At 65.4% G+C, this 20,470-nt stretch carries 27 protein-coding genes and 2 pseudogenes; 6 read left to right on the plus strand and 23 right to left on the minus strand.

All coding sequences use genetic code 11. The features are described 5' to 3' along the window. Nucleotides 1-18 precede the first annotated feature (18 nt). The 6 genes and pseudogenes from ACLGGT_RS20260 to ACLGGT_RS20285 form a co-directional block, all read left to right on the plus strand. The gene (locus tag ACLGGT_RS20260) at nt 19-819 is read left to right on the plus strand and encodes a phosphodiesterase (RefSeq protein ID WP_437197376.1); all 801 of its coding nucleotides are present in this window, start codon (nt 19-21) and stop codon (nt 817-819) included. Nucleotides 820-834: 15 nt separating this feature from the next. Further along, nucleotides 835-1,224: an MAPEG family protein gene (locus ACLGGT_RS20265; protein WP_219434686.1), complete on the plus strand. Its 390-nt coding sequence runs from the start codon at nt 835-837 to the stop codon at nt 1,222-1,224. Between the two features lie 142 nt (nt 1,225-1,366). Beyond that, on the plus strand, nt 1,367-1,660 hold the full coding sequence (locus ACLGGT_RS20270; RefSeq protein ID WP_198133611.1) for a ribbon-helix-helix domain-containing protein: 294 nt from the start codon (nt 1,367-1,369) through the stop codon (nt 1,658-1,660). 89 nt (nt 1,661-1,749) lie between these two features. Beyond that, complete coding sequence (locus tag ACLGGT_RS20275) at nt 1,750-2,145, plus strand: VOC family protein (protein ID WP_422000581.1); 396 nt, start codon at nt 1,750-1,752, stop codon at nt 2,143-2,145. A 56-nt stretch (nt 2,146-2,201) separates the two neighbouring features. Beyond that, entirely contained in the window at nt 2,202-2,726 is a 525-nt protein-coding gene (locus tag ACLGGT_RS20280) for a Twin-arginine translocation pathway signal (RefSeq protein ID WP_081506547.1), read from the plus strand. Nucleotides 2,727-2,753: 27 nt separating this feature from the next. After that, a pseudogene (locus tag ACLGGT_RS20285) lies at nt 2,754-2,981 on the plus strand (GMC family oxidoreductase); the annotation flags it as partial. 118 nt (nt 2,982-3,099) lie between these two features. On the opposite strand, the gene ACLGGT_RS20290 reads toward ACLGGT_RS20285, so the two are convergent. The 23 genes and pseudogenes from ACLGGT_RS20290 to ACLGGT_RS20400 form a co-directional block, all read right to left on the minus strand. Then, nucleotides 3,100-4,209 (minus strand): ABC transporter ATP-binding protein, encoded by a 1,110-nt coding sequence (locus ACLGGT_RS20290; protein ID WP_437196638.1) that lies wholly within the window; start codon nt 4,207-4,209, stop codon nt 3,100-3,102. Beyond that, nucleotides 4,206-4,388: a hypothetical protein gene (locus tag ACLGGT_RS20295; RefSeq protein WP_437196637.1), complete on the minus strand. Its 183-nt coding sequence runs from the start codon at nt 4,386-4,388 to the stop codon at nt 4,206-4,208. Before ACLGGT_RS20295 ends, ACLGGT_RS20290 begins: the two co-directional genes overlap by 4 nt. Next, nucleotides 4,357-4,575: a Com family DNA-binding transcriptional regulator gene (locus ACLGGT_RS20300; RefSeq protein ID WP_437196636.1), complete on the minus strand. Its 219-nt coding sequence runs from the start codon at nt 4,573-4,575 to the stop codon at nt 4,357-4,359. The genes ACLGGT_RS20295 and ACLGGT_RS20300 overlap by 32 nt, the downstream gene beginning before the upstream one ends. 130 nt (nt 4,576-4,705) lie before the next feature. After that, nucleotides 4,706-5,068, minus strand: a complete 363-nt coding sequence (locus ACLGGT_RS20305) for a hypothetical protein (protein WP_437196635.1) — start codon at nt 5,066-5,068, stop codon at nt 4,706-4,708. Further along, nucleotides 5,058-5,375 (minus strand): hypothetical protein, encoded by a 318-nt coding sequence (locus ACLGGT_RS20310; RefSeq protein ID WP_081507111.1) that lies wholly within the window; start codon nt 5,373-5,375, stop codon nt 5,058-5,060. Before ACLGGT_RS20310 ends, ACLGGT_RS20305 begins: the two co-directional genes overlap by 11 nt. A 12-nt stretch (nt 5,376-5,387) precedes the next feature. Then, the gene (locus ACLGGT_RS20315) at nt 5,388-6,506 is read right to left on the minus strand and encodes a pyocin knob domain-containing protein (RefSeq protein WP_437196634.1); all 1,119 of its coding nucleotides are present in this window, start codon (nt 6,504-6,506) and stop codon (nt 5,388-5,390) included. Between the two features lie 3 nt (nt 6,507-6,509). After that, nucleotides 6,510-6,701 (minus strand): tail fiber assembly protein, encoded by a 192-nt coding sequence (locus ACLGGT_RS20320; protein WP_437196632.1) that lies wholly within the window; start codon nt 6,699-6,701, stop codon nt 6,510-6,512. Beyond that, on the minus strand, nt 6,701-10,987 hold the full coding sequence (locus ACLGGT_RS20325) for a hypothetical protein (protein ID WP_437196630.1): 4,287 nt from the start codon (nt 10,985-10,987) through the stop codon (nt 6,701-6,703). The genes ACLGGT_RS20320 and ACLGGT_RS20325 overlap by 1 nt, the downstream gene beginning before the upstream one ends. Continuing rightward, nucleotides 10,984-11,385: a DUF6950 family protein gene (locus ACLGGT_RS20330; RefSeq protein WP_437196628.1), complete on the minus strand. Its 402-nt coding sequence runs from the start codon at nt 11,383-11,385 to the stop codon at nt 10,984-10,986. Before ACLGGT_RS20330 ends, ACLGGT_RS20325 begins: the two co-directional genes overlap by 4 nt. Further along, nucleotides 11,382-12,038, minus strand: a complete 657-nt coding sequence (locus ACLGGT_RS20335; protein WP_437196626.1) for a hypothetical protein — start codon at nt 12,036-12,038, stop codon at nt 11,382-11,384. The genes ACLGGT_RS20330 and ACLGGT_RS20335 overlap by 4 nt, the downstream gene beginning before the upstream one ends. Further along, nucleotides 12,035-12,706, minus strand: coding sequence for a hypothetical protein (locus ACLGGT_RS20340; protein WP_437196625.1), 672 nt, complete (start codon nt 12,704-12,706; stop codon nt 12,035-12,037). The genes ACLGGT_RS20335 and ACLGGT_RS20340 overlap by 4 nt, the downstream gene beginning before the upstream one ends. Then, complete coding sequence (locus ACLGGT_RS20345) at nt 12,706-15,372, minus strand: phage tail length tape measure family protein (RefSeq protein WP_437196623.1); 2,667 nt, start codon at nt 15,370-15,372, stop codon at nt 12,706-12,708. The genes ACLGGT_RS20340 and ACLGGT_RS20345 overlap by 1 nt, the downstream gene beginning before the upstream one ends. A gap of 1 nt (nt 15,373) precedes the next feature. Beyond that, entirely contained in the window at nt 15,374-15,646 is a 273-nt protein-coding gene (locus ACLGGT_RS20350; protein ID WP_437197432.1) for a DUF1799 domain-containing protein, read from the minus strand. A gap of 79 nt (nt 15,647-15,725) precedes the next feature. Next, nucleotides 15,726-16,055 (minus strand): hypothetical protein, encoded by a 330-nt coding sequence (locus ACLGGT_RS20355; protein WP_437195555.1) that lies wholly within the window; start codon nt 16,053-16,055, stop codon nt 15,726-15,728. Nucleotides 16,056-16,103: 48 nt separating this feature from the next. After that, complete coding sequence (locus tag ACLGGT_RS20360; RefSeq protein ID WP_437197377.1) at nt 16,104-16,553, minus strand: hypothetical protein; 450 nt, start codon at nt 16,551-16,553, stop codon at nt 16,104-16,106. Next, complete coding sequence (locus tag ACLGGT_RS20365) at nt 16,454-16,738, minus strand: hypothetical protein (RefSeq protein WP_437197378.1); 285 nt, start codon at nt 16,736-16,738, stop codon at nt 16,454-16,456. The genes ACLGGT_RS20360 and ACLGGT_RS20365 overlap by 100 nt, the downstream gene beginning before the upstream one ends. A 2-nt stretch (nt 16,739-16,740) precedes the next feature. After that, nucleotides 16,741-17,037 (minus strand): hypothetical protein, encoded by a 297-nt coding sequence (locus ACLGGT_RS20370; protein ID WP_437197379.1) that lies wholly within the window; start codon nt 17,035-17,037, stop codon nt 16,741-16,743. 112 nt (nt 17,038-17,149) lie between these two features. Then, entirely contained in the window at nt 17,150-17,581 is a 432-nt protein-coding gene (locus ACLGGT_RS20375; RefSeq protein WP_437195552.1) for a phage tail terminator protein, read from the minus strand. After that, nucleotides 17,581-18,009, minus strand: coding sequence for a gp436 family protein (locus ACLGGT_RS20380; RefSeq protein ID WP_437195551.1), 429 nt, complete (start codon nt 18,007-18,009; stop codon nt 17,581-17,583). The genes ACLGGT_RS20375 and ACLGGT_RS20380 overlap by 1 nt, the downstream gene beginning before the upstream one ends. A gap of 79 nt (nt 18,010-18,088) precedes the next feature. Next, nucleotides 18,089-18,478 carry a hypothetical protein gene (locus ACLGGT_RS20385; protein ID WP_437196619.1) on the minus strand — a complete coding sequence of 130 codons (390 nt, stop codon included), beginning with the start codon at nt 18,476-18,478 and terminating at the stop codon, nt 18,089-18,091. Between the two features lie 12 nt (nt 18,479-18,490). Further along, nucleotides 18,491-19,384, minus strand: coding sequence for a Mu-like prophage major head subunit gpT family protein (locus ACLGGT_RS20390; protein WP_437195547.1), 894 nt, complete (start codon nt 19,382-19,384; stop codon nt 18,491-18,493). Between the two features lies 1 nt (nt 19,385). Then, nucleotides 19,386-19,835 carry a hypothetical protein gene (locus tag ACLGGT_RS20395; RefSeq protein ID WP_437197380.1) on the minus strand — a complete coding sequence of 150 codons (450 nt, stop codon included), beginning with the start codon at nt 19,833-19,835 and terminating at the stop codon, nt 19,386-19,388. Next, nucleotides 19,832-20,368, minus strand: a pseudogene (locus tag ACLGGT_RS20400) (phage protease); the annotation flags it as partial. The gene ACLGGT_RS20395 and the pseudogene ACLGGT_RS20400, both read right to left, overlap by 4 nt. Between the last annotated feature and the right edge of the window lie 102 nt (nt 20,369-20,470).

A 20,470-nucleotide genomic window follows, 5' to 3' on the forward strand; every position in this document is an offset into this window, starting at 1 on the left:
CCAATGACAGGCCGCGCCATGCACAAGATCCTCGTTTTCACCGATATTCACATCGTCGCCCAAGGCCAGACGATCATCGGCCTTGATCCCTTTGCGCGTTTCACCCAAGGGCTTGCGCATGCGTTGACGCGACACCCGGATGCCGCCCGCATCGTGCTCTGCGGTGATCTGACCCACCGCGCCGCGCCCGAGGAATACGCCCGCCTGCGCGAGGCATTGGCCGGCTGCCCCCTGCCCGTCAGCCTGATGCTGGGCAATCACGACCGCCGCGCCGCTTTTCTAACCGCCTTTCCCGAGACGACGCAGATGGACAGCGGGCATATCCAGCACACCGCCGACATCGGTGCATATCGGCTGATCTGTCTCGACACGTTGGATGAAGCGGCGCCAGACCTGCACTCGGGCTGGCTCTGCCCCGCGCGGCTTGACTGGCTGGAGCAACGTTTAACCGAGGCGGGCCCGCGCCCGGTCATCGTCTTCACCCATCACCCGCCCATCGACACGGGCTTTGCCGGGATGGATGCCATCGGCTTACGCAACCGCGACGAGCTGATTGCGCGCCTTTCGGCGGCGGACAACGTGGTACAGATCATGTCAGGCCACATTCACCGCACAGTGCAGGGGTCGGCAGGCGGCATCCCCACCGCCATCCTCAAGAGCCCCTGCCACCAGATGCCCATGAGCCTTGACGCCCAAGATACGAGCCTCTCGATTGACGAGCCGGGCGCCTATGGCCTCTTGCTGCTGACCGAGACGGGCGTCATCGTGCACACCGAGGATTTCACCCTGCCCGCCAACCTGTCCGCAACTTATTCCTGACCGAACGGTATCCGAATGACCCTTACAATCACCTCTCTCTACGCGGGCCTTATCGGCCTGCTTTTTGTGCTGCTCAGCGTGTTAGTGATCACCGCACGGTTCAAAACAAATGTTTCCATCGGCGATGGCGGCAAGGAATTGTTGGTCCGCCGTATCCGGGTGCAGGCAAATTGCGCGGAATACGCGCCGCTCGGCCTGATCCTTTTGGCCCTGACCGAGGTTCAGGGCGCGCCGGGGTGGGTCGTGCATGTTCTGGGGCTGATGCTTCTCTTGGGGCGGATGCTGCATGCTGCTGGCTTTGGCCGCACACCGGAAATCATGCCGATGCGCAGCGCCGGAATGGTGCTGACCTTTGCCATGCTGATCCTGAGCGCGCTGGCCAATATCGGCCACGCGCTGCTCTGACACTATCCAGACGATCAGCTCTGCGGGCTGGGGCGGCGCAGAAGGCTTCCCCTGCTGGTAAAAATCGTCCATCATTCTAAAACGTACTGAGATCCGCGCCGCGAGCGTCCCTGCCGCGACCCGGATGAGGGAGGACCTGATGATGTGCCGAATTTTTGCCGGACAAGACCCCGACCGTTATGCCCTGATAACGCGCCGCATGCGCCTGAATGGACAAAGCACAAGCATCCGCTTGGAAAAATCCTTCTGGGGCATCCTAGATGAAATCGCCGAAAGCGAAGGCCTGACGACGCCCGGATTTGTCTCGAAATTGCATGCCGAAGTGCTGGAACTGCACGGTGAGCCTGCGAATTTCACCTCGCTCCTACGCTGCACTTGCCTCGTCCACCGCGAGAACCCGCTGGAAGGCGAAGCGCGGCAGATGGCGGCTGAATAAGACAAAATTCGGCGTAGTATCCCCATACTACCTACCCTCCCCCTGCTTTGGTAACTTTTCCAGACCAAATACAGTATTCGGAGGGCATGATGGCCAAAGCCATTCACAGCATGATTCGCGTTCTCGACGAGGCGCGGTCGGTCGATTTCTATTCCCGGGCCTTTGGCCTAAGTGTTGCCGACCGGCTGGATTTCGAGAAATTCACCCTCGTCTACATGTCGAATGACGAAAGCCCATTCGAGGTGGAACTGACCATCAACAAAGGCCGGACAGAGCCCTACGACCGCGGCGATGGCTATGGCCATCTGGCTGTTCTGGTCGAGGACCTCGCCGCAGAGCATGCACGTTTCGAGGCCGAAGGGTTCAACCCCCGCAAGATGGTGGAATTCGCCCCCGACGGAAAACTTGTGGGCAAGTTCTTCTTTGTCGCCGATCCTGACGGCTATGAAATTGAAGTTTTGGAACGCGGCGGGCGTTTCAAATGACAACAGGCGCGCGTCCTCACGGGGGCGCGCGCATTCATCATATGGGAGGAGAACCAATGACTGAGACCAAACCCCGCAAGGGGCTTAACCGGCGCGAATTGCTGTCGCGCTCGATCGCGGCGGGCGCAAGCTTTGTCGTGGGCGCTGGCTTTGTCGCTAGCACAGACGCAGCCTGGGCACTCGAAACACAGGCGCTCAAGCCCGAGACAATGGCAACCCTCATCCAGATGGCACGCGACATCTACCCGCATGACCATCTCGCCGATGAATACTATGCCATCGCGGTCAAAGGCTATGACACGGCCGAGGCCGCCGACGCCATTGAGGCTGGCATCGCGGGCCTCAACGCGGTGGCACAGGGCAAAGGCCACGCCGATTACCTGAGCATCGGCTGGGAGCGCGACCGCGTCGACATTCTGCGCAGCGTTGAGGACAGCGCGTTCTTTCAACAGATCCGGGGAGGGCTGGTGACAGGCTTGTATAATCAAAAGGCGGTTTGGCCGCTCTTTGGCTATGAGGGCGAGTCCTTCAGCCAAGGCGGTTACATCAACCGCGGCTTTGACGACATCAACTGGCTTTAGGCCATAGCCATCTAGGGAGGAAAGACTATGGCTGCACCTTTTGATTTTAACGACGACTCTGTGATCGTCGTCATCGGCACTGGCGCGGGCGGCGGTGTGCTGTCCAACGAACTGGCGCAACGCGGCGTGTCCGTTGTGGCGCTTGAGGCGGGCGGGCGCTATCTGCCCGAGGATTACATCAACGACGAATGGGAAAGTTTCGGCCAACTGGCATGGCTTGACCCCCGCACGACGTCGGGCGACTGGCGCGTGGCTGTAGCGTGACGGCGAAGTTTGCAGTGAATTACACTGAAGTTTACAGCAACGCGTTTTTAGCGGGCGGCCCTGCGCCGCGCGTTTAAAGGGGGCATTTAACGCCCCCTTCACCTACCCCTCACTCCACATATCGAAACCCCTGCACCGCCCGGAAATGGCCGCCGTAGCCGGTCCCGGCGGGCTTCAGGCCGCGACGCGCCCGGGCGGCGGCGAGGGTCTTCATGCTGCGTTCCTTGGACTGGGCGTAGAGGATGGCCGAGACCTGCGCCCAGAGGGGATCGCGGCGGAGCGCTGCAGCGAGGCCGGGGTGCGAGGTGTGAAACAGCATCGGCATTGGCTTGTCATAGCGGTTCACGCCGCGCCGCCAGAGGGCGCAGACCTCGTTGAGAAAGCGCAGGCCCAGCCCCGCGCCCTGCCACTCGGGCATGACGACGAGGCGACAGGCGCGGCCCTCGACCAGCCCCGGCCGGGTCGAGACGGCGAGATGCGCCACGGGTGCGCCGTCGACGAAACCGACGTAGTAATTGGCCGCGATCATGCGGGGCAGCTTCAGGTAGTGATGCGGCTCAAAGGCGGGCCAGGAGGAGCCGTCTGTCTGGTGAATGTCCATGGCAATGCGCGGTGCCCGTCGAAGACGCCTCCAGCGGAACTCGGCCCGGCGGGTGTCGATCACCCAATCGGGCTGCAACCAGGACACCACGTCCTCGTGGCAGGTGACGGCGACGAACTGGCCTTTGCCGCGCCGCCACGCCTTGGCAAAGGCGGCGGCCCCGATCTGGGCCACGCGCCGGTCGATGGTCGAGGTGAATTCGTCGAGGATGGCAAAGCTCGGCCGCTCGGCCAGAATGCGCGCGAGCTCAGCCCGGAACTGCTCGCCGGTGGACAGGTGAGGATACGGGCGGAGCCAGCTCGGGACGGTGCCAAGGCCCACGGCTGAGAGGGCGGCCGCGACAGCGTCGAATTCCCCCTCGGGATCAATCGCGTCGATTAGAGCGCTCTCGGGCCAGGGGCGCGGATCAAGCTGCGCCCCAAAGGCCGCGCGGGCGAGCGAGGATTTGCCAGTGCCAGAGGGGCCGACGATGAGGCCGATCTGCCACGGGCGGGCCAAGAGATCGGCCTCGACCTCGATGCGGAAATCCGCGTCGCCCTCGACGTTGAAGAGGCTCGCGACCCGGGCCGCGCGATAGGTGTCGGGGATCGGGCTGGCGTGATGAATGGCGAGCTTCATGTCACCACCACGCGGCATTTGAAGCCTTGGCGGCGCAACCGGCCAAAGGCGTCGACTTGGGCGGCCTCGTCCTCGAGCAGGACGATCACGCCATATTGCCGCCGGTAGCGGGTGCCCTTGGGCAGGCCCGGCGCACCGGGCGGCGGCTCAGGTTTCGGGAGGGTGGACGATCTTGCCAAGTTTGGCTCCTTCTCTCTGCGCATCGCGCTTTGGGGGAAGGGCTCTTGGCCTCGGTGTGTTCATGGCCCGGCATCTTGGGCACTTGATCGAGATGCCGGATATCCGCGCGCCTCTCTCGTATTTAAATAGCAAACGGCCGCATGCGCAGCAACGCAGTTCTAGACCTTCCAAATCGAATCGCCTCATAGTCCCGCCGCCCCTTTGGGCAGGGAGCGGCCATGAGGTTATGCCTGGTCGGCGGGGTTACTGTTTGGCGACTGGCCCCGCGTCCCCGGGCGTGCCCTCCGGCACGCTCGGGGCCTCCTGTGGTTTTGGATCAGAAGCGCGCGGCAAGGTCCGCGACGCCCACAGGCACCTCTGGCCAGACCGGATCGTCGCCTGTCTCGATCGCGCGGCGGCACTCGGCCTGCATGGCGGCGACCCATGCTTTCCAACTTTGCGCCAGTTCCAGATCGCCCTCGATCAGGCCGGACGCAGCCAGAGCATCGGCGCGGGGCACACCGTCCAGCACAGCGGCCATGAACACGATCCCAGCTTGAGCGATGTTCATCTGCGTGGTCTCGGAGCCGACGGCAAGGATGCGCGCGCGGCAGTCGGTCTTGATCGCGGTGGCGCGCGCCAGAGCGGCGGCTTGGGCCTTGGCCTCGGCGGTGACGGCTTGGGCGAAATCAATCTGCATCGGGGATCTCCAACTCATAGGGCGGCAGGGCCACGGGGCCGTTGCCCGTAAGGGTGAGGGGTGCGGGAAAGAGCGTTTCTTGCGGCGCGTTGGCCCCGTGCGGCAGGACGAGCGTGAGGCGCAGCGTGCCGCCCACACGCTCGACCGGGCCTGCGAACCAGTCGCTTGCGATGGCCTCGGGTGGCAGGGTCGCGCCCTCGGGCAGTGGCGAGAAATCGAACACCTCGCCATTGAGAGTGAGGGTGTCGCCAGCGCGGCTTAGCATAAGGGGCGTGTCGCGGCGGGTGGGGGATAGGGTAATCTGCATTGTATGTCTCCTTTAGAACCAGCGGCCGCGGGCAACGAGATGGACAGAGATGGAGCCAGCGCCGCCACTGCTCAGGTCTCGTATGCCCCAAATCGCGGATGTCGTGTTTATTGTCCCGTATCCAGAGTTGAAACGGTGACCAAGACCGCTGCCGCTAGCTACCCATTGCGCAGTCGCCACGCATTCCGGCGTTGCTGCAAAGGCAGCGGGAAATGTCCACGTTCCAGATTCAGAAGTGCCGAAAATCGTGGTGGTCGTTATACGATGATCGCAAATCTGTGTGCCATCCGCGAACCGCACGTAATCTCCGTTTGCATTGCTGCCGCGCTCGATCACGGCCCCTGTCGGCACGCCGCCCGATTGGCTCACGGTGCCTAGGATACGGCCTTGGTGAAAGACCTCCACCCACGGGGACCAACCAGATAAGCCACGCGTCCGCGTGAACTCACGCACGTCCGATGCGAGGGCGTTTGGGGCAAAGGACACAAATTTTTGTGTGGTGTTCGAGGCCTGCCGAGACGCAACAGTCAGCGACCCAGCCGACGAAATGGGATAATTGTTCCCGGTCGTGTTGCCTCCCGTCGGGTTATAGTAAAACCCGGACGCCAGAATGTTGTCGAGATTGTCCCCAGACCCCAAAGTGATCGCTGGCCCCAATCCAAAGGCCCCGACCGCCATCAACCGTCCCACCGTGGCGTCAGAAGGCGAGGATTGTTCAATCGCCGTCCTTGCCAAGAGCGCGCGTGCGGCTGGGGTCAGGTCTGCCAGAGCCATCGCGCCCACGCCGGTGAAGTAAGGCATCTTGTTCGTGGCACCGGGCAATCCGGCAAGGCTGATGAGGTTGCCGGAGCCGAGTGCTCCGACAATCTGGTTGAGCGCCACGAGCGACCGCTCGCCCGCGTCGATCAAGCGGATCGAGTAGTTGGCCGAGGATTGCCCCGTCCCCGGCCACGCGCGGGCCAGCGTGATCGACGTGGCGCTGTTGACCGAGGCAATCTCGACCGTGAGGCCCGCCGCGCGGAAATCATCGCCGGGCAAGATGCCGCCCGCGATCCAGTTGGTACCCACGCCCGTGACAGTCGTGCTGCCGTTGCTGACGGAGATCGTCCCGGTGTTATAAGTGGTTGTCATGCGTCACTCCTGTTGATCCGGCCGCAGAGGCCAGTTGATTTGGGCGGGGTCAGTCACCCCCTCGGTCACGTCGCGAAGCGCCCGGCGGTAGGCGGCCCAAGCCTCCCGCGTTTCCGGCCCAAGCGGGGCGTCAGGCATCTGCGTCCAATCTGACGCGGCCAGCAGTTGGTTTCGGATCCGGCGAATGTCGTCCATCACACTAGCCCCGCGATTGATTTCTCTTCGGCCCACATCTCTGTGCCGGTGTTGATCGTGACCGCAGCGATGCCCGCGCCGTTGGTTGCAACCCGCGCTTCGAGCGTGTAGGTCGTGCTGGCCGCGTCCGACGTGGTGCGCTGCTTGATCCCGAAAAACTCCTGCACCATTTCTCCGGGGCGCACATCGCGCTTAAGGGGCGGCACGCCTGACATCAGCACGCCGTTGCGCAGAACGCGGTATTCAAGAACATTGCCCGCCGCTGCTGCACTACCCTCGATCTGCATCCGGCAAAAAAGGATCAGGTTTTTATCGGCCTGGCGGTTCTTGTGATTTGCAACATGGGTCAGGACCGTGCTGTAAGAGGTGCCCAAGCCGCCGCTGTCGGTCGAGCGCCTCGTATTGCTGATACTGCCCACGGCGTCTAGCCCAATGATTTCCTCAGTCACCGTCAGCCGCCCGACAACAGCCTCTTCGGATAAAATCTTGTTCGCCAGAAAATCGCCCGTCACCTCGACGTCGCCGTCAAGGCGCAGATAGTCGCCGGACCAGCGACCCGTGATCTTTGTCCCTTCAACGGTTCCATCGCTGACGCTGACCGCCTCGAACACGCCCGCCTCATTCAGCCGGATCACGTAACCCGCCGAAATCCCGTCCGCCGTCGCCTCGGCAAAGGCGGTGGCCTCGGCCAGCGCAGCAAAATCGGCGTATCTGGCGCTGACAATCTGGCTCACCGCCGCCACCGCCTGCTCCGCGGTCACGTACGCGCCCTCGACGTTTGAAACCCGCGCGAACAGCCCGGTTTCGGGCGTATCGAGGGCGCTCTCAACCGTAGAGGTGCGCGTGGCGACGGAAGCCAGAGCGCCGCCAATATCTGTGACCTCGGCGGTTAGCACGTCCAGAGCATTTGCCGTCGCCAGCCCCGGAATGGCCGCCTGCACCAAAGTGACAGCCGCCGCGACGATGCGGATTTGATCCTCGGTCAGGTCTATCCGAGAGTTGAGGTCTTGGGCCGCCTGCGCCACCACCTCGCGCGCCGCAATCCCGTCAAGGATCGCGCGTGCGGCCCCTTCGACGGACTGCGCGCCCGTGAGCTTGAGCCGGGAGCGCACGGCGCGGGTGGCGTTGGATTGCGCCCGCTCGCCGCCTTCAAGCTGTTCGGTGCGCACAGACAGTGTGTCCACGGCATCGCCCACCAGATTGAGGCCGGTTTCGAGGTCGGCGATCTCGCCGGTCAGCGCCGTGGCCGCGTCGGTCAGCGTGGCGACGCCTGCTTCGGTCTCGGTGACGCGGGCGTTGGTCTCGGTCAGTGCATCCGCCGTGCCCGTGGCAAGCCCCTCTAGATCGGTAAGTTCGGAGCCGAGCGCCGTGATATCCTCGGCCAGTGCTAACCCCTGCGCGATGCGGGCAGATCGTTCGGCGGTCAGGTCGGCGCTTGACGCGCCCGGCGCAGGGCGACCGATGGCCAACCAGTCAATCTCGGCGCCTGCGGGCAGGTCCAGCCGCACGCGGTCCACGGTGCCAGACCACGCCAGATCGACCGTGAGGAGTGCCACGTCCTCCGCCCATTCCGGCTCGGCCACGTCGACGCGGCGCACGGCGTCAAACGCCTGCCCAGTTGCGGCCCACCAGAATTGCGCCGCCCATGTTGGCGCGCCGCTGCGTCGCAACCGGGCGCGCAGCTGTCGATAGGTCTGAGTGGGGATAGCGAGGCCAGCGGGCGATACCGCACCGCTGCCCGAGGCGGGCGCAAGCCAGCCGTCAGAGGTGACGCTTGGGGCGGCGGTGACGCCGGTCCACCCTTCCGCGTCTGCATCCCAATACCAGACTGCGGCGGCGTCGAACTGTGTGACCGTGCCCACGGAGAGGAGCGCGATCTGATTGGCCAGCGCGTCATCGCCGTCGATCCGCGCCTGGTCGACGGTCTGGGCAAGGGCTGCGGTATCGGCGGTCGTGGTCTGAAGCGTCTGGACTGACTGCGCGATCTGCGCCTGCCCGTCGGCCAGCACGGTGAGCGCCGCCGAGGCCTCGGCCCGTGCGCCCTCGATCTCCGCCACCAGTGCGGTGCGCACCTCGTCGCGCGCCAGAAAGTCCCGCGCGGTGGCCTCAAGCGCCAGTTGCGCCGAGGATTTGATACGGTCCCGCGCCGCGCGAACGCCCCCTGCGACGGAAAGCACGTCCCCGGCGCGCGCCTGCGCCTCTGTCAGCAGCGCGCCGTCGAGCCGCGCCACATGCGGCACCTCCGGCACGTCGGCCACGCCAATGGGGGCGATCACCTGCTCGATGCGGTCGAAAAGATCGGCGACGCTCGGCGGAATACCATCCTCGCCCAGGCGCGATTGGGTCAGGGCAAAGGCCGCGTCAAACTGGTCGCGCAACGTATCGCTGAGGTCGGCCGCCGCGATGCGCACGTCATCCGTGGTCACCCAAATCCAAGCCGACCATGTCCCCCGGCGATTGTCGGACAGCGCCTTGGCACGCACGCGCAGGTTGGTGAGGGGCGGCACCGGCTGGATGGTCGCAAGGCCCCGCTCGACATCGAGCACAGTGACGCTCCAGACCTCCTCTTCGGTCTCGCGCTTTTGGCATTCGATGGCGATGCCCTTGATGGTCTCGGCGATACCCGAGGCGTCCCAGAAGACGTCGACGACGGCATGGGCACGGGTGCCTTCTGCATTCGTGACAGTGCGCGCGGCGGCATCAAAGAGCGGTAGGCCTGCGTCGCTCGGCACCGCGCGGGGCGGGATCGAGCTGCGGTCGGGGATCTCGAGCGCCGCATCGATCTCGAAATCCTCCGGATCGCGTTCGCGCAGCGAGGCCACGACGGTCAGGCGGTGCAGATCGAGCACGATCTCGGTGACTTCAAAGAGCTTGTCCGCATAGTCGTTCCACGCGCTTGTCACCGAGACGGTGTTGAGCGGGCGCAGCCCGGCATAATCGGGCGGCAGCGGCCAAGCATGCCGCCGCCAGCGGCGATGATCCTCGAGCGCGGATTTGGCCAGCTGGTTCCCCTGCGCGGCATTGAAGACGGCGGGCAGGTCCATCTCGAAGTTGCGCACAATGCCGTCTTCGGCTTGCCATGCGGGGTTGCTGATCTGTTCGAGCGGCACGCCATTCCAGAGCGCGCCGGGCGAGACGTATTTGGCGGTGACGCGGTTGAAGATCTCCAGCAGTTCGGGAAACGGGTCCTTGGTCGCGGCGTCGGTCACCAACAGATCGTCGTCGGTAATGGTGGCCACGGGCATATCGGGGACGTCGACCTGAATATAAAAGAAGCCCCCGAACTCGGCGATCTGCCCGTTGCAGGCGGCGAGCAGCTCGTCGATCACCTCGCCGGGCGTATCCTCGGCGAATTTGATCTCATAGCCCGCCTCGTATTTCCGGCGACCGTCCACGTCCACGTCGCAGGCATTCATTGCGGGCACCCAGTTCCAGCCGGGCAGGTCTTCGGCCTCGGCCTCGCCGCCCCAAACGGATCCGTCATAAAGATCAACGCCGCGCAGGATGCCGTAGATCTGGACCACCGGGTTGCGCGTGGGCTCCCAGGTGGCGGGATCCTCCCAGCGTTGCGGCCCGGTGCCTCCGGCGGTGCTGTCGCGGCGCAGGTCGTAATAGGGCACGCCGTATTCTTCGTAGCGTTGCTCCGGCGCGCCATTGGGCCAGACCTTTGAGCTCACTTCCATCGTGAGAATGGCATAAGGAATGCCCCGCCCGACATGGGCTTCGGTCCAGGGCGTTTCCGGATCCTCGGCATAGTTCGCAACAAGCGTCGGATCGGCGGCAGTTTGGGTGCCGTCGTAGACCCGGATCCAAGCGAAATCGGCGCCGAGATCGCGCTTGGCGATGAGCGGGAAGCCGTAGTCGGGATGCTCCTCATCACCAAGCTCGGAATAGACGCCGTCCACCATCACGCGGCTGAAGGCGGCACGGGGCAGGCCGCCCAGCTCGATCACGGTCTGGTAATACTTGTTATTGGGGCCGTGGCTGTTGTGATAGATCAGATGCCCCTTGGTGGCGTAGAAGCCGGAGATCGTCGTCTCGCTCTCCAACTCGCCGCGTGTGGTGGCGGTTACTTGCAGCCCGAATGCCGTGTTGCGCCCCCGCCGGGCGCGGCGCTGTTGCAGGATCGAGAGGCCGACCCCGGCAAAGAGGCGCAGGGCAAAAAGGGCAACGGCCTTGACCGTAATTCCGGCGAAAACTGTCGCCACCAGCGCCGCGACCGGCCCGGCCGAGGCCGGGGCGGTAGAGGTCAGCAGGAGCGCCGTGATCCATGCGAGCAGTCTCATGGGCGGTAAATCCTGACGGCGCGATCAAGCGGCACCGCGCCCAGGCCCCGCAGGGGGCGCAGCACATGGATATGCCCGCCGCCGACGATGCCCATAGCCTCCTCGCCCGCCTCGATCAGCACGGCGACATCGCCGGTCTGCGCCTGCATCCAGCCTGCGTCCTTGACGAGGATCAGTGCCAGAACCTCGGCGGGAGTGGCAAAGCCGTCCGACAAGAGAAGCGCACGACCTTCGTCCAGTGAGCTGTAGCGGCCGCGCCACTGGGCCGCCGGATCAGAGCCGGTCAGCTCTGCAATCCAGTCGGCTGCGAACATGGCACAGTCGGACAGGCTCGGGCGGAATGGCTCCTTGCGCCGCGCGTCAAGAAACTGCCGCAGGAGAAGCGCGCGGTCGGTCATTTACTTCTTTCCTCTCGACTGGGCGGCGGCGGCGGCGACGGGCGCTCGGTCACGACCGTCTCTTGACCCCAAGGGATCGGGCGGTCGGCGATGCTGGCGGCATGTTCGCGGAAACGGTCGGACGGGTCGCGCAGCCGCTGTGCGGCATCGGATTTGAAGAGCGGCTGGCGGAAGGTGAGCGGGCGCGTGGCAGATGAAATCACAAGCTCTGTGCGAGATTGATCGCCGAGCTTGGCCAAGTTCTCGGGTGCCGTCTCGAGACGCCCCTTGATCACGCGATGTGGCGTCCCGAGCGGCGCACCGGTGTAGATATCGAGCGGCTGCGACCAGACCCGCACCCGCGCCTGCGCCGCCTGATAAACCTGCAGCGCCAGCTTGGCCTCATCCGTCATCGGCGGCAGGATCACGCGGTGGCGGCGCACCTCAAGGCCGATGCCTGCGCGGATCGGCGGGACCTCGATCACGTTGCCCGCGCCCCGAAAGAGATGGGTTTCGCCGTCGACGGTAAAGGTCTGGTGATCGTCCCCGGTCCAGAGCCCCATGGGCACGATCTCACCCGTGATCCGGTCGCGCGGCTCGATCAGAACGAGGATATGGGCATCGGTGCCGCTGCGCTCGTCGAACTGATCCGTCTGGGCAAGGTCGAAGCTCATACGCCGCCTCCCAGCGTTTGCTGCCAGCTGAAGCTGCCGCCCTCGGTACGCCGTGATCGGCCCGGCCCCGGCTTGAAGCTGAGCAGCTTTGCGCGCACCTGCGGGCGATCAAGGACCACCGAGGCCCCGACCACCACTCCGGGGCGGATAAAGGGCGAGACCTCGAACCGGGCGGTGGCCCCGGTGCTATCCGCCGTAACCGTGGCGTTCATGACCCGGTGGACAGCAAAGCGCACGGGGCTTGCCAGATATTGAAAGCCGATCTTTTGCCCCCGCCGCAGGGTAAAGTTCGGCGGCAGGCCCTGAAGGCTCAGTTCCCGGTTACCGGGGACAAGGCTCTTGATCGTAACGGGTTGTGCGCCCCAGTTGACGCCCGCCGGATAGCCGGGGTCTTGCGGCGCGAGCTGGCGACGGTCGTAGATCATGAAGGATGCGCCCGGCTCAAGCAGGCTTTCGATCAGCGTATCTTGGGCGGCGATAACGTCAGGCTCGGATTTGCCCAACACCACCTCGCCCTGCCAAAGCCGCGCGCCGCGCCGATGCACGATGACCTCGCCCCCGGCGGTGACCGAATTGGTGCTCTCGCCGCTGAGGAAAAACGTGGCCTCCTCGATACCCAAAAGGTCAAAGAAACCCGTGACCGGAAGGGGCCAATCCTGTACCGCCATCATCCTCTCCCCAATGGATCGCGCCGGATCGCTTCGACCCGGCCCGGCAGTTCTTCATTTGCAAAGCCGTCGACCACTTCGACTGCCACGGAGCGTGCGCGCTCTTCGGCCACGACGCGGAAAAGCTCCGAAGGCTCAATCCGCAGGCGCGTGATACCGTCGCCCGACGCCCCCGCGCGACCCGAGGCCTGCGCCGCACCGGCCCCTTGCGCAGGCAGGGGGAGGCCGCCTCCGGCAAATCCGGGAATGATGGCTCCTGCGTTCATGGCCTCGAGCACCGCGCGGTTGCGGGCTGTGGCCTCGGCCGTCATGATGAATTCCCCGGCGCTCACGAAAGCCGGGATCTTGTCGCCTCGGCCGGTGCCCGTGCCCAAAAGGAGGCCGGGGCGTGTCACGCGCGGATCGCCGCCGCTGGCAAAGCCGGGCAGGCCTCCGTCCGCGAAGGACAGGAGCGAGCCGCCCGAGAACAGACCAAAGAGGTCGCCAAGCCCGCCGCCAATGCCGTTGACCAGGCCGCCCAGGATGCCGCTGCCGCCGAAGAGGCCGCCCATAGGCCCGGAGCCAAGGATCAGCGCCTCCTTGGCCGCGCGGATGATCATGTCGCCGATCCCGCTCCAGACGTCGCGCAGGCTTTCGGCTTCGAGCAGGACGTCGCCCACCGCGTCGCGAAACTCCTCCTTGCGCTCCATCGCCACGCGCTCGTTCTCATGGGCCTCGACAAGGGCCTCTATCTCAGCGCGCTGCTTGGGGGTGGCGGCGGTCAGGCGCTCGCGCAGGCGGATCATCTCGCGTTGCACCGGGTCGCTTTCGCGCAGCGCCTCGATTTCGCGCCGCTTGCTCTCGATCAGCCGGTCGAGCGCCTGTTGCTCGCGCAAGGTGGCATTGGTCGCGCCACCGCGCGCGCCGCCGCCCGATCCGCCGCGCGCGGGGCGTGCCAGTTCATTGAGACGTGCAGCCTCCCTTGCGCGGTCAATGGCTGCCTGCCTTTGAACATTCAGGAATGACTCTTCGCCCGGATTGGCAAAATCCTTGCGCAGCGCCTCGGTTTCCGCGTCAAACCGGCGCGCTGCACGCTCGGCCGCGATTTCCTCTGCCATGCGCGCGGGATCGTCTTTGAAGCGCACGCGCAGGCGCGCGATCTCCAGATCAAGCTCGCCTTGGGTTGCCAGATCGAACATGCCGTCCACGGCGCGGCGCACCTCGTCAGAGAGGCGTGCCGCCTCATTAGCGGCGGCAGCCAGTGCCCCCGACATATCAGCCGTGGCGAGATCAAAAGCGGCTTGTGCCGCATCGCGCAGGGCCTGCTTTGTCGTCTCACTCGCGGCGGAGGCTTCGATCTCCGCGAGCTTGGCGTCGAGGGCGAATTGGGCGCGCAGCCGCGTCACCTCGGCGCTGTCCGCGCCATGGCGCAAGATTGCCTCGGCAACCGCGTTCTGCTCGGTCATCGTCGAGAGCAACGCCTGCGCCGCCGCCTCGGCCTTGAGCTGCTCGCCGGTGGCCTTGGTTACCAGTTCGAGGAAGGCAAGCATTTCCTCGTTCTGGCGGTTCTGCGCGGGGTCTTGTTTTTGCAGCTCGATCACACGGGCGAGCTCAATTTGCTGCTGGCGGAGGAGCAGAAGCTGCGCGTCTTCTTGCGCGTTTCGCTCGCCAGAGGCCACTGCCAGCGCGTCGTAGCTTTCAATGACAGCCGTAAGCGCCGCCAGCTGTTCCTCCAAGGTGCCGGACGCCGCCTCGCTCAGCGTCGCGAGGTCATTGATGAACTCCTGCACAAGCGCGCGATTTCCGGCGCGGAGCCGACCGAACAGGCCCTCCGTCAATTCAAACTGGCGCGCGACATCGAATTCCAGCCCGTCGGTTGCCAGTTCAAATCCCGTGGCCGCCGCCGGGTTCTGGTTACGCGCCGCAACCGCGGCACCGACATCGACGCCGCTCTCCGCGATAAAACTGTTGATGCTCGCAGTGGCCTCGCGCTGCGCCACACGCTTTTCGGCCTCGACGATCCGGTCAAGGATGTCTTGCGCGCGCTCGACGAAGCCTTCGCCAAAGCGCTCGGCCAATTCGAGCCGCGTGGCCGAGGCCTCGGCGATCTTGTCTTTCAGGCTGTCTATGCGGGTTTCCAGCGCCTCGACCGTATCTGCGAATGTCTCGCCCTCTTCAGAGGCGGACATGAACCAATTGACCACGGCTGCCGTCGCCGCCAGTGCGCCGATGGTGATCAGGTTGATCGGGCTCAACATCGACAGGACCGCGCCCCCCAAGGCCCGGAATGCGCCCGCCGCTCCGAGCGGGCCGATGACTTGGGTGATCTGGGTGCCCTGCTGAACGGCCAGCGTCAGCGGGTTCTGCCCGGCGATGAGCATTTGCACGACGTCATTGCCCTGCGCCACCAGATTGCCCATCGAGCCCGCAGCGAGGCGATTGGCCGAGGCCACTTTCTGGGTCGCCGCCGCGTTGACCTCGGCGGCGCTGCTGGCCGTCGTGAGACCCGTCGCCGAGGTCCGGGCGGCAGTCCCAAGCTGGCCCACGCCGCGCGCGGCCGCAGCGCCTTGCGTGCCCACGCCGCGAATGTCCTGGGCGGCTCCTTTGGCGGCGGTGCCGGTGGCCTGCAGCTCCGCCTTCGCCTGGTCGGCGTCCATGAGGATCTCGGCCCGTGCGACCAATGTCATGTCAGCTCTCCCGCATCGCGGCCACGGCCGCGCCTTCGATCACCTGCACCTCGGCCCAAAGCTGAGGCGTGACCTTGATCCCGCTCATGCGCAGGCCCGCCCGCGCGGCCGTGTAGTCGAGGCCCACCACGCGGAAGCCCGCGAGCCCGGCCGAGACGGTGCGCCATTGATTGCAGACCGCGAGGAAGGCGCGCAGCGCCGGGACATTCTGCGGCCAGACACCAGAGCCGGGGCCGGACGGATCACGATTGAGCTGGCCCGGGTCGATGCCCAGAACGCCGCCTCGTCGTCATGGTCGCGCCCCTCGTCATCCTCGATCAGGTCGCCGCGCGCCCATGCCCGCCCGGCCCATTTCAGTTTTTTACCCGTTTCCCCATCAGCGCCGCGTAATAGGCGTTGATCATCGCCACGCGGACATAGGCGAGGCCCACCAGCCGGTCGCGCAGGGCGTCGCTATAGGGCAGCTTTGCACCTTTCTCGTCCTCGACGTCGTCAAAGCCCACCACGGCCGCCGCCAGAAACTCCCGCTCGCCGCGCGAGGTGCGCATGTCGAAAGCCTCAATTTCGTCGTCGGGCAGCACGCGGAACGTGACCTGCATATCCTGCAGCTCGTGGCCGCCGTTGGCGGGCACCTTGATCTCGACGCGGTGGGTGAAGGTCGGTGTCTGGTCGATCTTGAACATGGGGGTGAACTCTCTTTCAAAGGGGCGCTGAAGGGGCGTTGAACCGTCTCAGGTGAGCGTCATCGTCCACTGGTCGGCGGCGGTGGCGGTGGTGGGCAAGGGCACAAGGCGCAGCGGCCATTCCTTGCGGCCTTGCCCGTCCTCAAGCCCTTCGGGGCGCTGCATCTGGGCGCGCGGGGCCGCGATATTGACGATGTTTCCGGCGCTCTTGCCGTGCTCGATCTCGACCGCGACCTTCTCTTGGGTGGCGGCCATGGTGAACGGGTTGAAGGTGGAGAGCGCCACCGCGCGCACCCGCGCTTCGATGGTGTTTTCATGCCCGTCGAGCAGCACCTCCTCCTCACCGATCAGGAACTGCGCCTCGATGCGGTTGGCGAGGGTGAGCTTGAAATTGCGCATCACGAGCGGGGTCGCATCAATCGTGAAGACGGGCGTGTTGGCATCCGAGGCTGCGAGCGGATCGGGAATGCCGGTGAAATCCGCCGTGGGCACCGCCACGTCTGCCGGGCCACATAGAGCGCGGTGAACTCGAACTCGATATAGGGAATGCCCGAGGCCGAGATGTCAAAGGCGGCGGTGCCGCGCACGCCCACCATGGCATAGAGCGTGCCGTCGATATTGAGGTGCAGCGTGACGCTCTCGAGGTTCGAATAGACCCGGTTGTAGACCACGGAGGTGGCCACCGTCACGGTCTCGGCGCAGCCACAGGCGCGCAGGAGGCGGCCCCAGCGGGGGCTGTTCCGGCGGTGCCGGAGCCTGCCAGCTCGACCTTGAACGAGATCGTGCGGTGCAGATCGACCGGGATCGTGCCCGTGGGGCCGCCATGCGGCGTGTCGAGATTGCGGTCGAGGTCCTGACCCTGCATCGGCGACAGGCGCACATCGGTGGCGAGGATTGCGTCGCCACCCGTGGGGGCGGCGTCGGTGCCATAGGTGGTCTCGAGCTTGGCGAGCAGTACTTTGAGTCTCCAGAGGCGGCTCATTTTTCAGCGTCCTTCTTCTCGGGTTTCGGCGCGGGCTTGGGGGTAGACCCGGCAGGCTTCAGCGCGCCCTTGTCGTCGCGGGTGTAAGACCCGCCGGAGGTGGGGAGATTGGTCATGAGAGGATCCTCAGTTGGTCATCGATGGAGAAATCGAGCTGATAGGCGAGGCGACCGGCCCCGCTCTCAATAAGCTGGCCGCGCTCGAACCGGTGCACGCCGACCTCGTCGCCCGGTGCCCAGCCCGCCAAGGCGCGCACCACACGCATCAGGAACTGGTCGATCTTGTCGAGGGCTGTGGCCCCGGTGCGATCAAAGGACTGGACGAAGATCACCACGCTTGTGCGATAGGTCAGCATCTGGCTGTAGACGCCCGAGGCGGCATCGGCGCGCCCGCCCTGAATGCCGGAGGGAAAGACGTAGGCCGCGACCGAGTGCGCGGGCAGCTTTTTCGAGCGGATCAGATCGACAAAGGCGCGCCCGCCGTCGACCCGGCCTGCCAACTCGGGCACCTCAGCCTCGATCCGGGTGATCACATCGTCGATCATCAGATGAAGCCTTTCAGATTTTCACCGGTCATCGGGCGCGGCCGGTCCGTTACCCGGGCCTCACCCCCGCCGGATGATGCCGGCACAACACCTGCGGCGCTGAGTTGCACCGTGCCTGCCGCAATATCCTTCAGACTGGCGAGGGCCTGCTTGTAGTCGGCCGTGATCTTGGCGTCGGGCTCATAGGTGTGCAGCTTGTAGATCGCGATATCGCGGGCAATTGCGGCGACAAGGGGCTGCGCGTCTGACAGCGGCAGAACGTAGCGGGCCTTGAGATAGCCGTCGATCAGCGCGTCGGTATCGGCCAGCGCAGAGGCCACCACGTCCGCGTCGATCAGGCCTGTGGCGGCCTCGGCGCGGTCGGTCAACGACACCAGCATCGGCGTGCCAAAGCGATCCGTAAGCTCTTCAAGGGTGGTGTAGGGCACGTCTCAGCTCTCCTGTCCTTGCGGGTCCCGACGGCGGAAGGCCGCCCGGGGTGGCTCTGGCAGGCAGAGCGTGCGCGGGTCAGCCCTCGTCCTGCGCCAAATGGTACGCGCGGATGGTCAGCGTCTCGTCGCCGGTCAGCGCGGCCGCCTCGGCCTCGCTCAGATCGTCGGCGAGTATGACCTGCGGCTCGCGGGTGAAGCGCCGCCCGATCCGGCGGCGGCCCTGCGCGGGACCGGTCACCTCGAGCACGAGCGGGCCGCTCTCGCTTTGGATTTCCGGGGCCGGAGCGCCCTCCGCCGGAGGCGGAGTGACGACGCCTTCGACACTCTCCCCGGTGCCCGGCTTTTTAGCCTCGGCCTCGGCGATCTTCTTCGCCAAGGTCGCGTCCTTGATATTTGCCGGGTATTGGAGCCCGAGCGCCTGCGCCCGGACCTCCATCTCTTCGCGGGTCTGCGGGGTGCCGGTCATCTCAGAAACCCCTTATGCCAGCCACGGCACGACCAGCAGTTCGGCCGTGTTGCGGTAGACGTTGGTGGCCCCGGCCGCGTCCCGCTCTGCGTTGAGCAGCTCGAGCGCCTGCCCCTCCAGCGTGGGCGGCACGACAAGGAGGTTGGGCGTGAGGCCCAGCGGGCGGCCGTAATCGCCCTTCATGCCCATCAGCGCCTCGCGGGCGGTCTTGTAATGGGCCTTGTCGAGGGTCTGCTTGGAGCCCCACGCCATCTGCCAGAGGCCGTACCCCACATTCCAGCGCGCGTCGGTGCCGTACTGGAATTCCTTCTTGGAGAACACTGCCGGGTCGGTGGCGTTGTCCATGGCGACGAACTCAGGGCGCTGGCGCTCCTGGAAGATGATCGGGCGGATGCGGCGGCCTGACGCGATCAGGAACCACGGCGTGCCAGAGCCGCCGTCGGTATTGGCGACCGAAACTTCCTTGCCATCCTCGTCGAGGACCGGGTGGTCGGTATCGAAAAAGTTCTGGCCGTCGTAGCAAGTGTTGACGAAGCCAGCCTTGAGCGCCTCGAAGACCAGCATGTCCGGCTTGGCGGCAACGCTGTCGCCAAATTCCTGCATGATGGGCGCGTAGACGCCGAGATTGTCGTCAAGAATGTCGTTGCGGTCGACCCCGACCGTCAGTTCGTAATCCTTGTTGACGATGGTGTAGTTGTGCTCGGCGAGACCATGCACGACGCGGTCGCCCATCCATTCGCGCATGTTGGGAAGCTTGCCCAGCCAGCCGTAGGTATTGGAGCGTGTGGTCGAGGGCACGGTGGTGGCGATGCGCTCCCGTTGGGTCGGGGCCTGCTCGAGAGCGCCCATGAACTCGCGCCGGAACCCGGTGCGCAGCGCATTCAGCGTGGCGGTGTTGATAATCATCTCAGTGTCTCCTGTCAGGCTGCAGCGGCGCGGGTGAGGGCTTCGTCGAAACGAACCCAGACGCCGAGCTCATCGACGTGATCCACCACCCCGGCGGGGAGCGGGTGTTTGTGGCGCTCGTCTTGGCGACGGTCTGGTCATCGACCGCGAAACACACCTTGCCCAGGTCGGCCTCGGTGATTTCATCTGCGGCGGCCGAATTCTCGTACCGGAAGATGCCCGGCTCGAACTCGACCCGGATGTCGCCATTCGCCCCGGCCGCGTTGTCGACATATTCCTGCGCGCGGCCCACGCCGATCAGGCCGGTCGCGGTCTGGCCTTCCACGAGGAAGCCTGTGGCGTTGCGCATCAGCATCGCCCCGGCAAAGATCGTGGTCGCGGCGGCGACCAGCCCCACGCGGCGGGGACCCATCGACTGGGGGGTGTTGCGGTCTGCGGTCAGTGCGGTCATTGGGTCAGCTCCTTCTGCTCAGCGGCAAGCGCCTTGGCGAATTCCTCGGGCGCAATGCCCAGCTGCGCCGCGACCTGCGCCTGTTCGGCGTTGAGGGCCACGGAGCCGTCCTTTGAGGCAGGCGGCACGACATGCATGCCGGAGGCCTCCAGCTTGGGCAGCCCGGCGATAAACGCCTCGGTGCCCTCGGGATCGCTCATGTGCATCGACACGATCCGCTCGCGCGACGTCGCATTGATGCCCGCGCGGCGCTCGGCCATGGCCGCATCGACCACACCCTGCGCGCGCTCGCGCTGCCGGTCAGTCTTGAGCGTCGTGAGTTCGCTCGTGACCTTGGTCAAATCAGCCTGCAAGGCGGTGATCAGATCGCCGTCCTGACCGGTGGTGGCACGCTCGCGCGCGGCATTGAGCACCGCATTGGCGTCGGCCCCCTCGGGCAGGCCAAGCGCCACGCCGATCTTGCCGATGGTTGCGCTCTGCGCGGCCGCTGTGGACATTGACGTGATCTTGGCGAGAACCGCCTCTTCGTCCGCGTCCTCGGGAAGTCAAGCGCTTTTGCCAGTCGTTGGATGAACGACATGTCAGTCCTCGTTGTTGAGCGCGACCAGGCCGCGCAGGTTCTGGCGATTGACGAG

Origin of the sequence: Roseovarius sp. MS2, assembly GCF_051447875.1 — a bacterium.
Lineage (GTDB): Bacteria > Pseudomonadota > Alphaproteobacteria > Rhodobacterales > Rhodobacteraceae > Roseovarius > Roseovarius mucosus_A.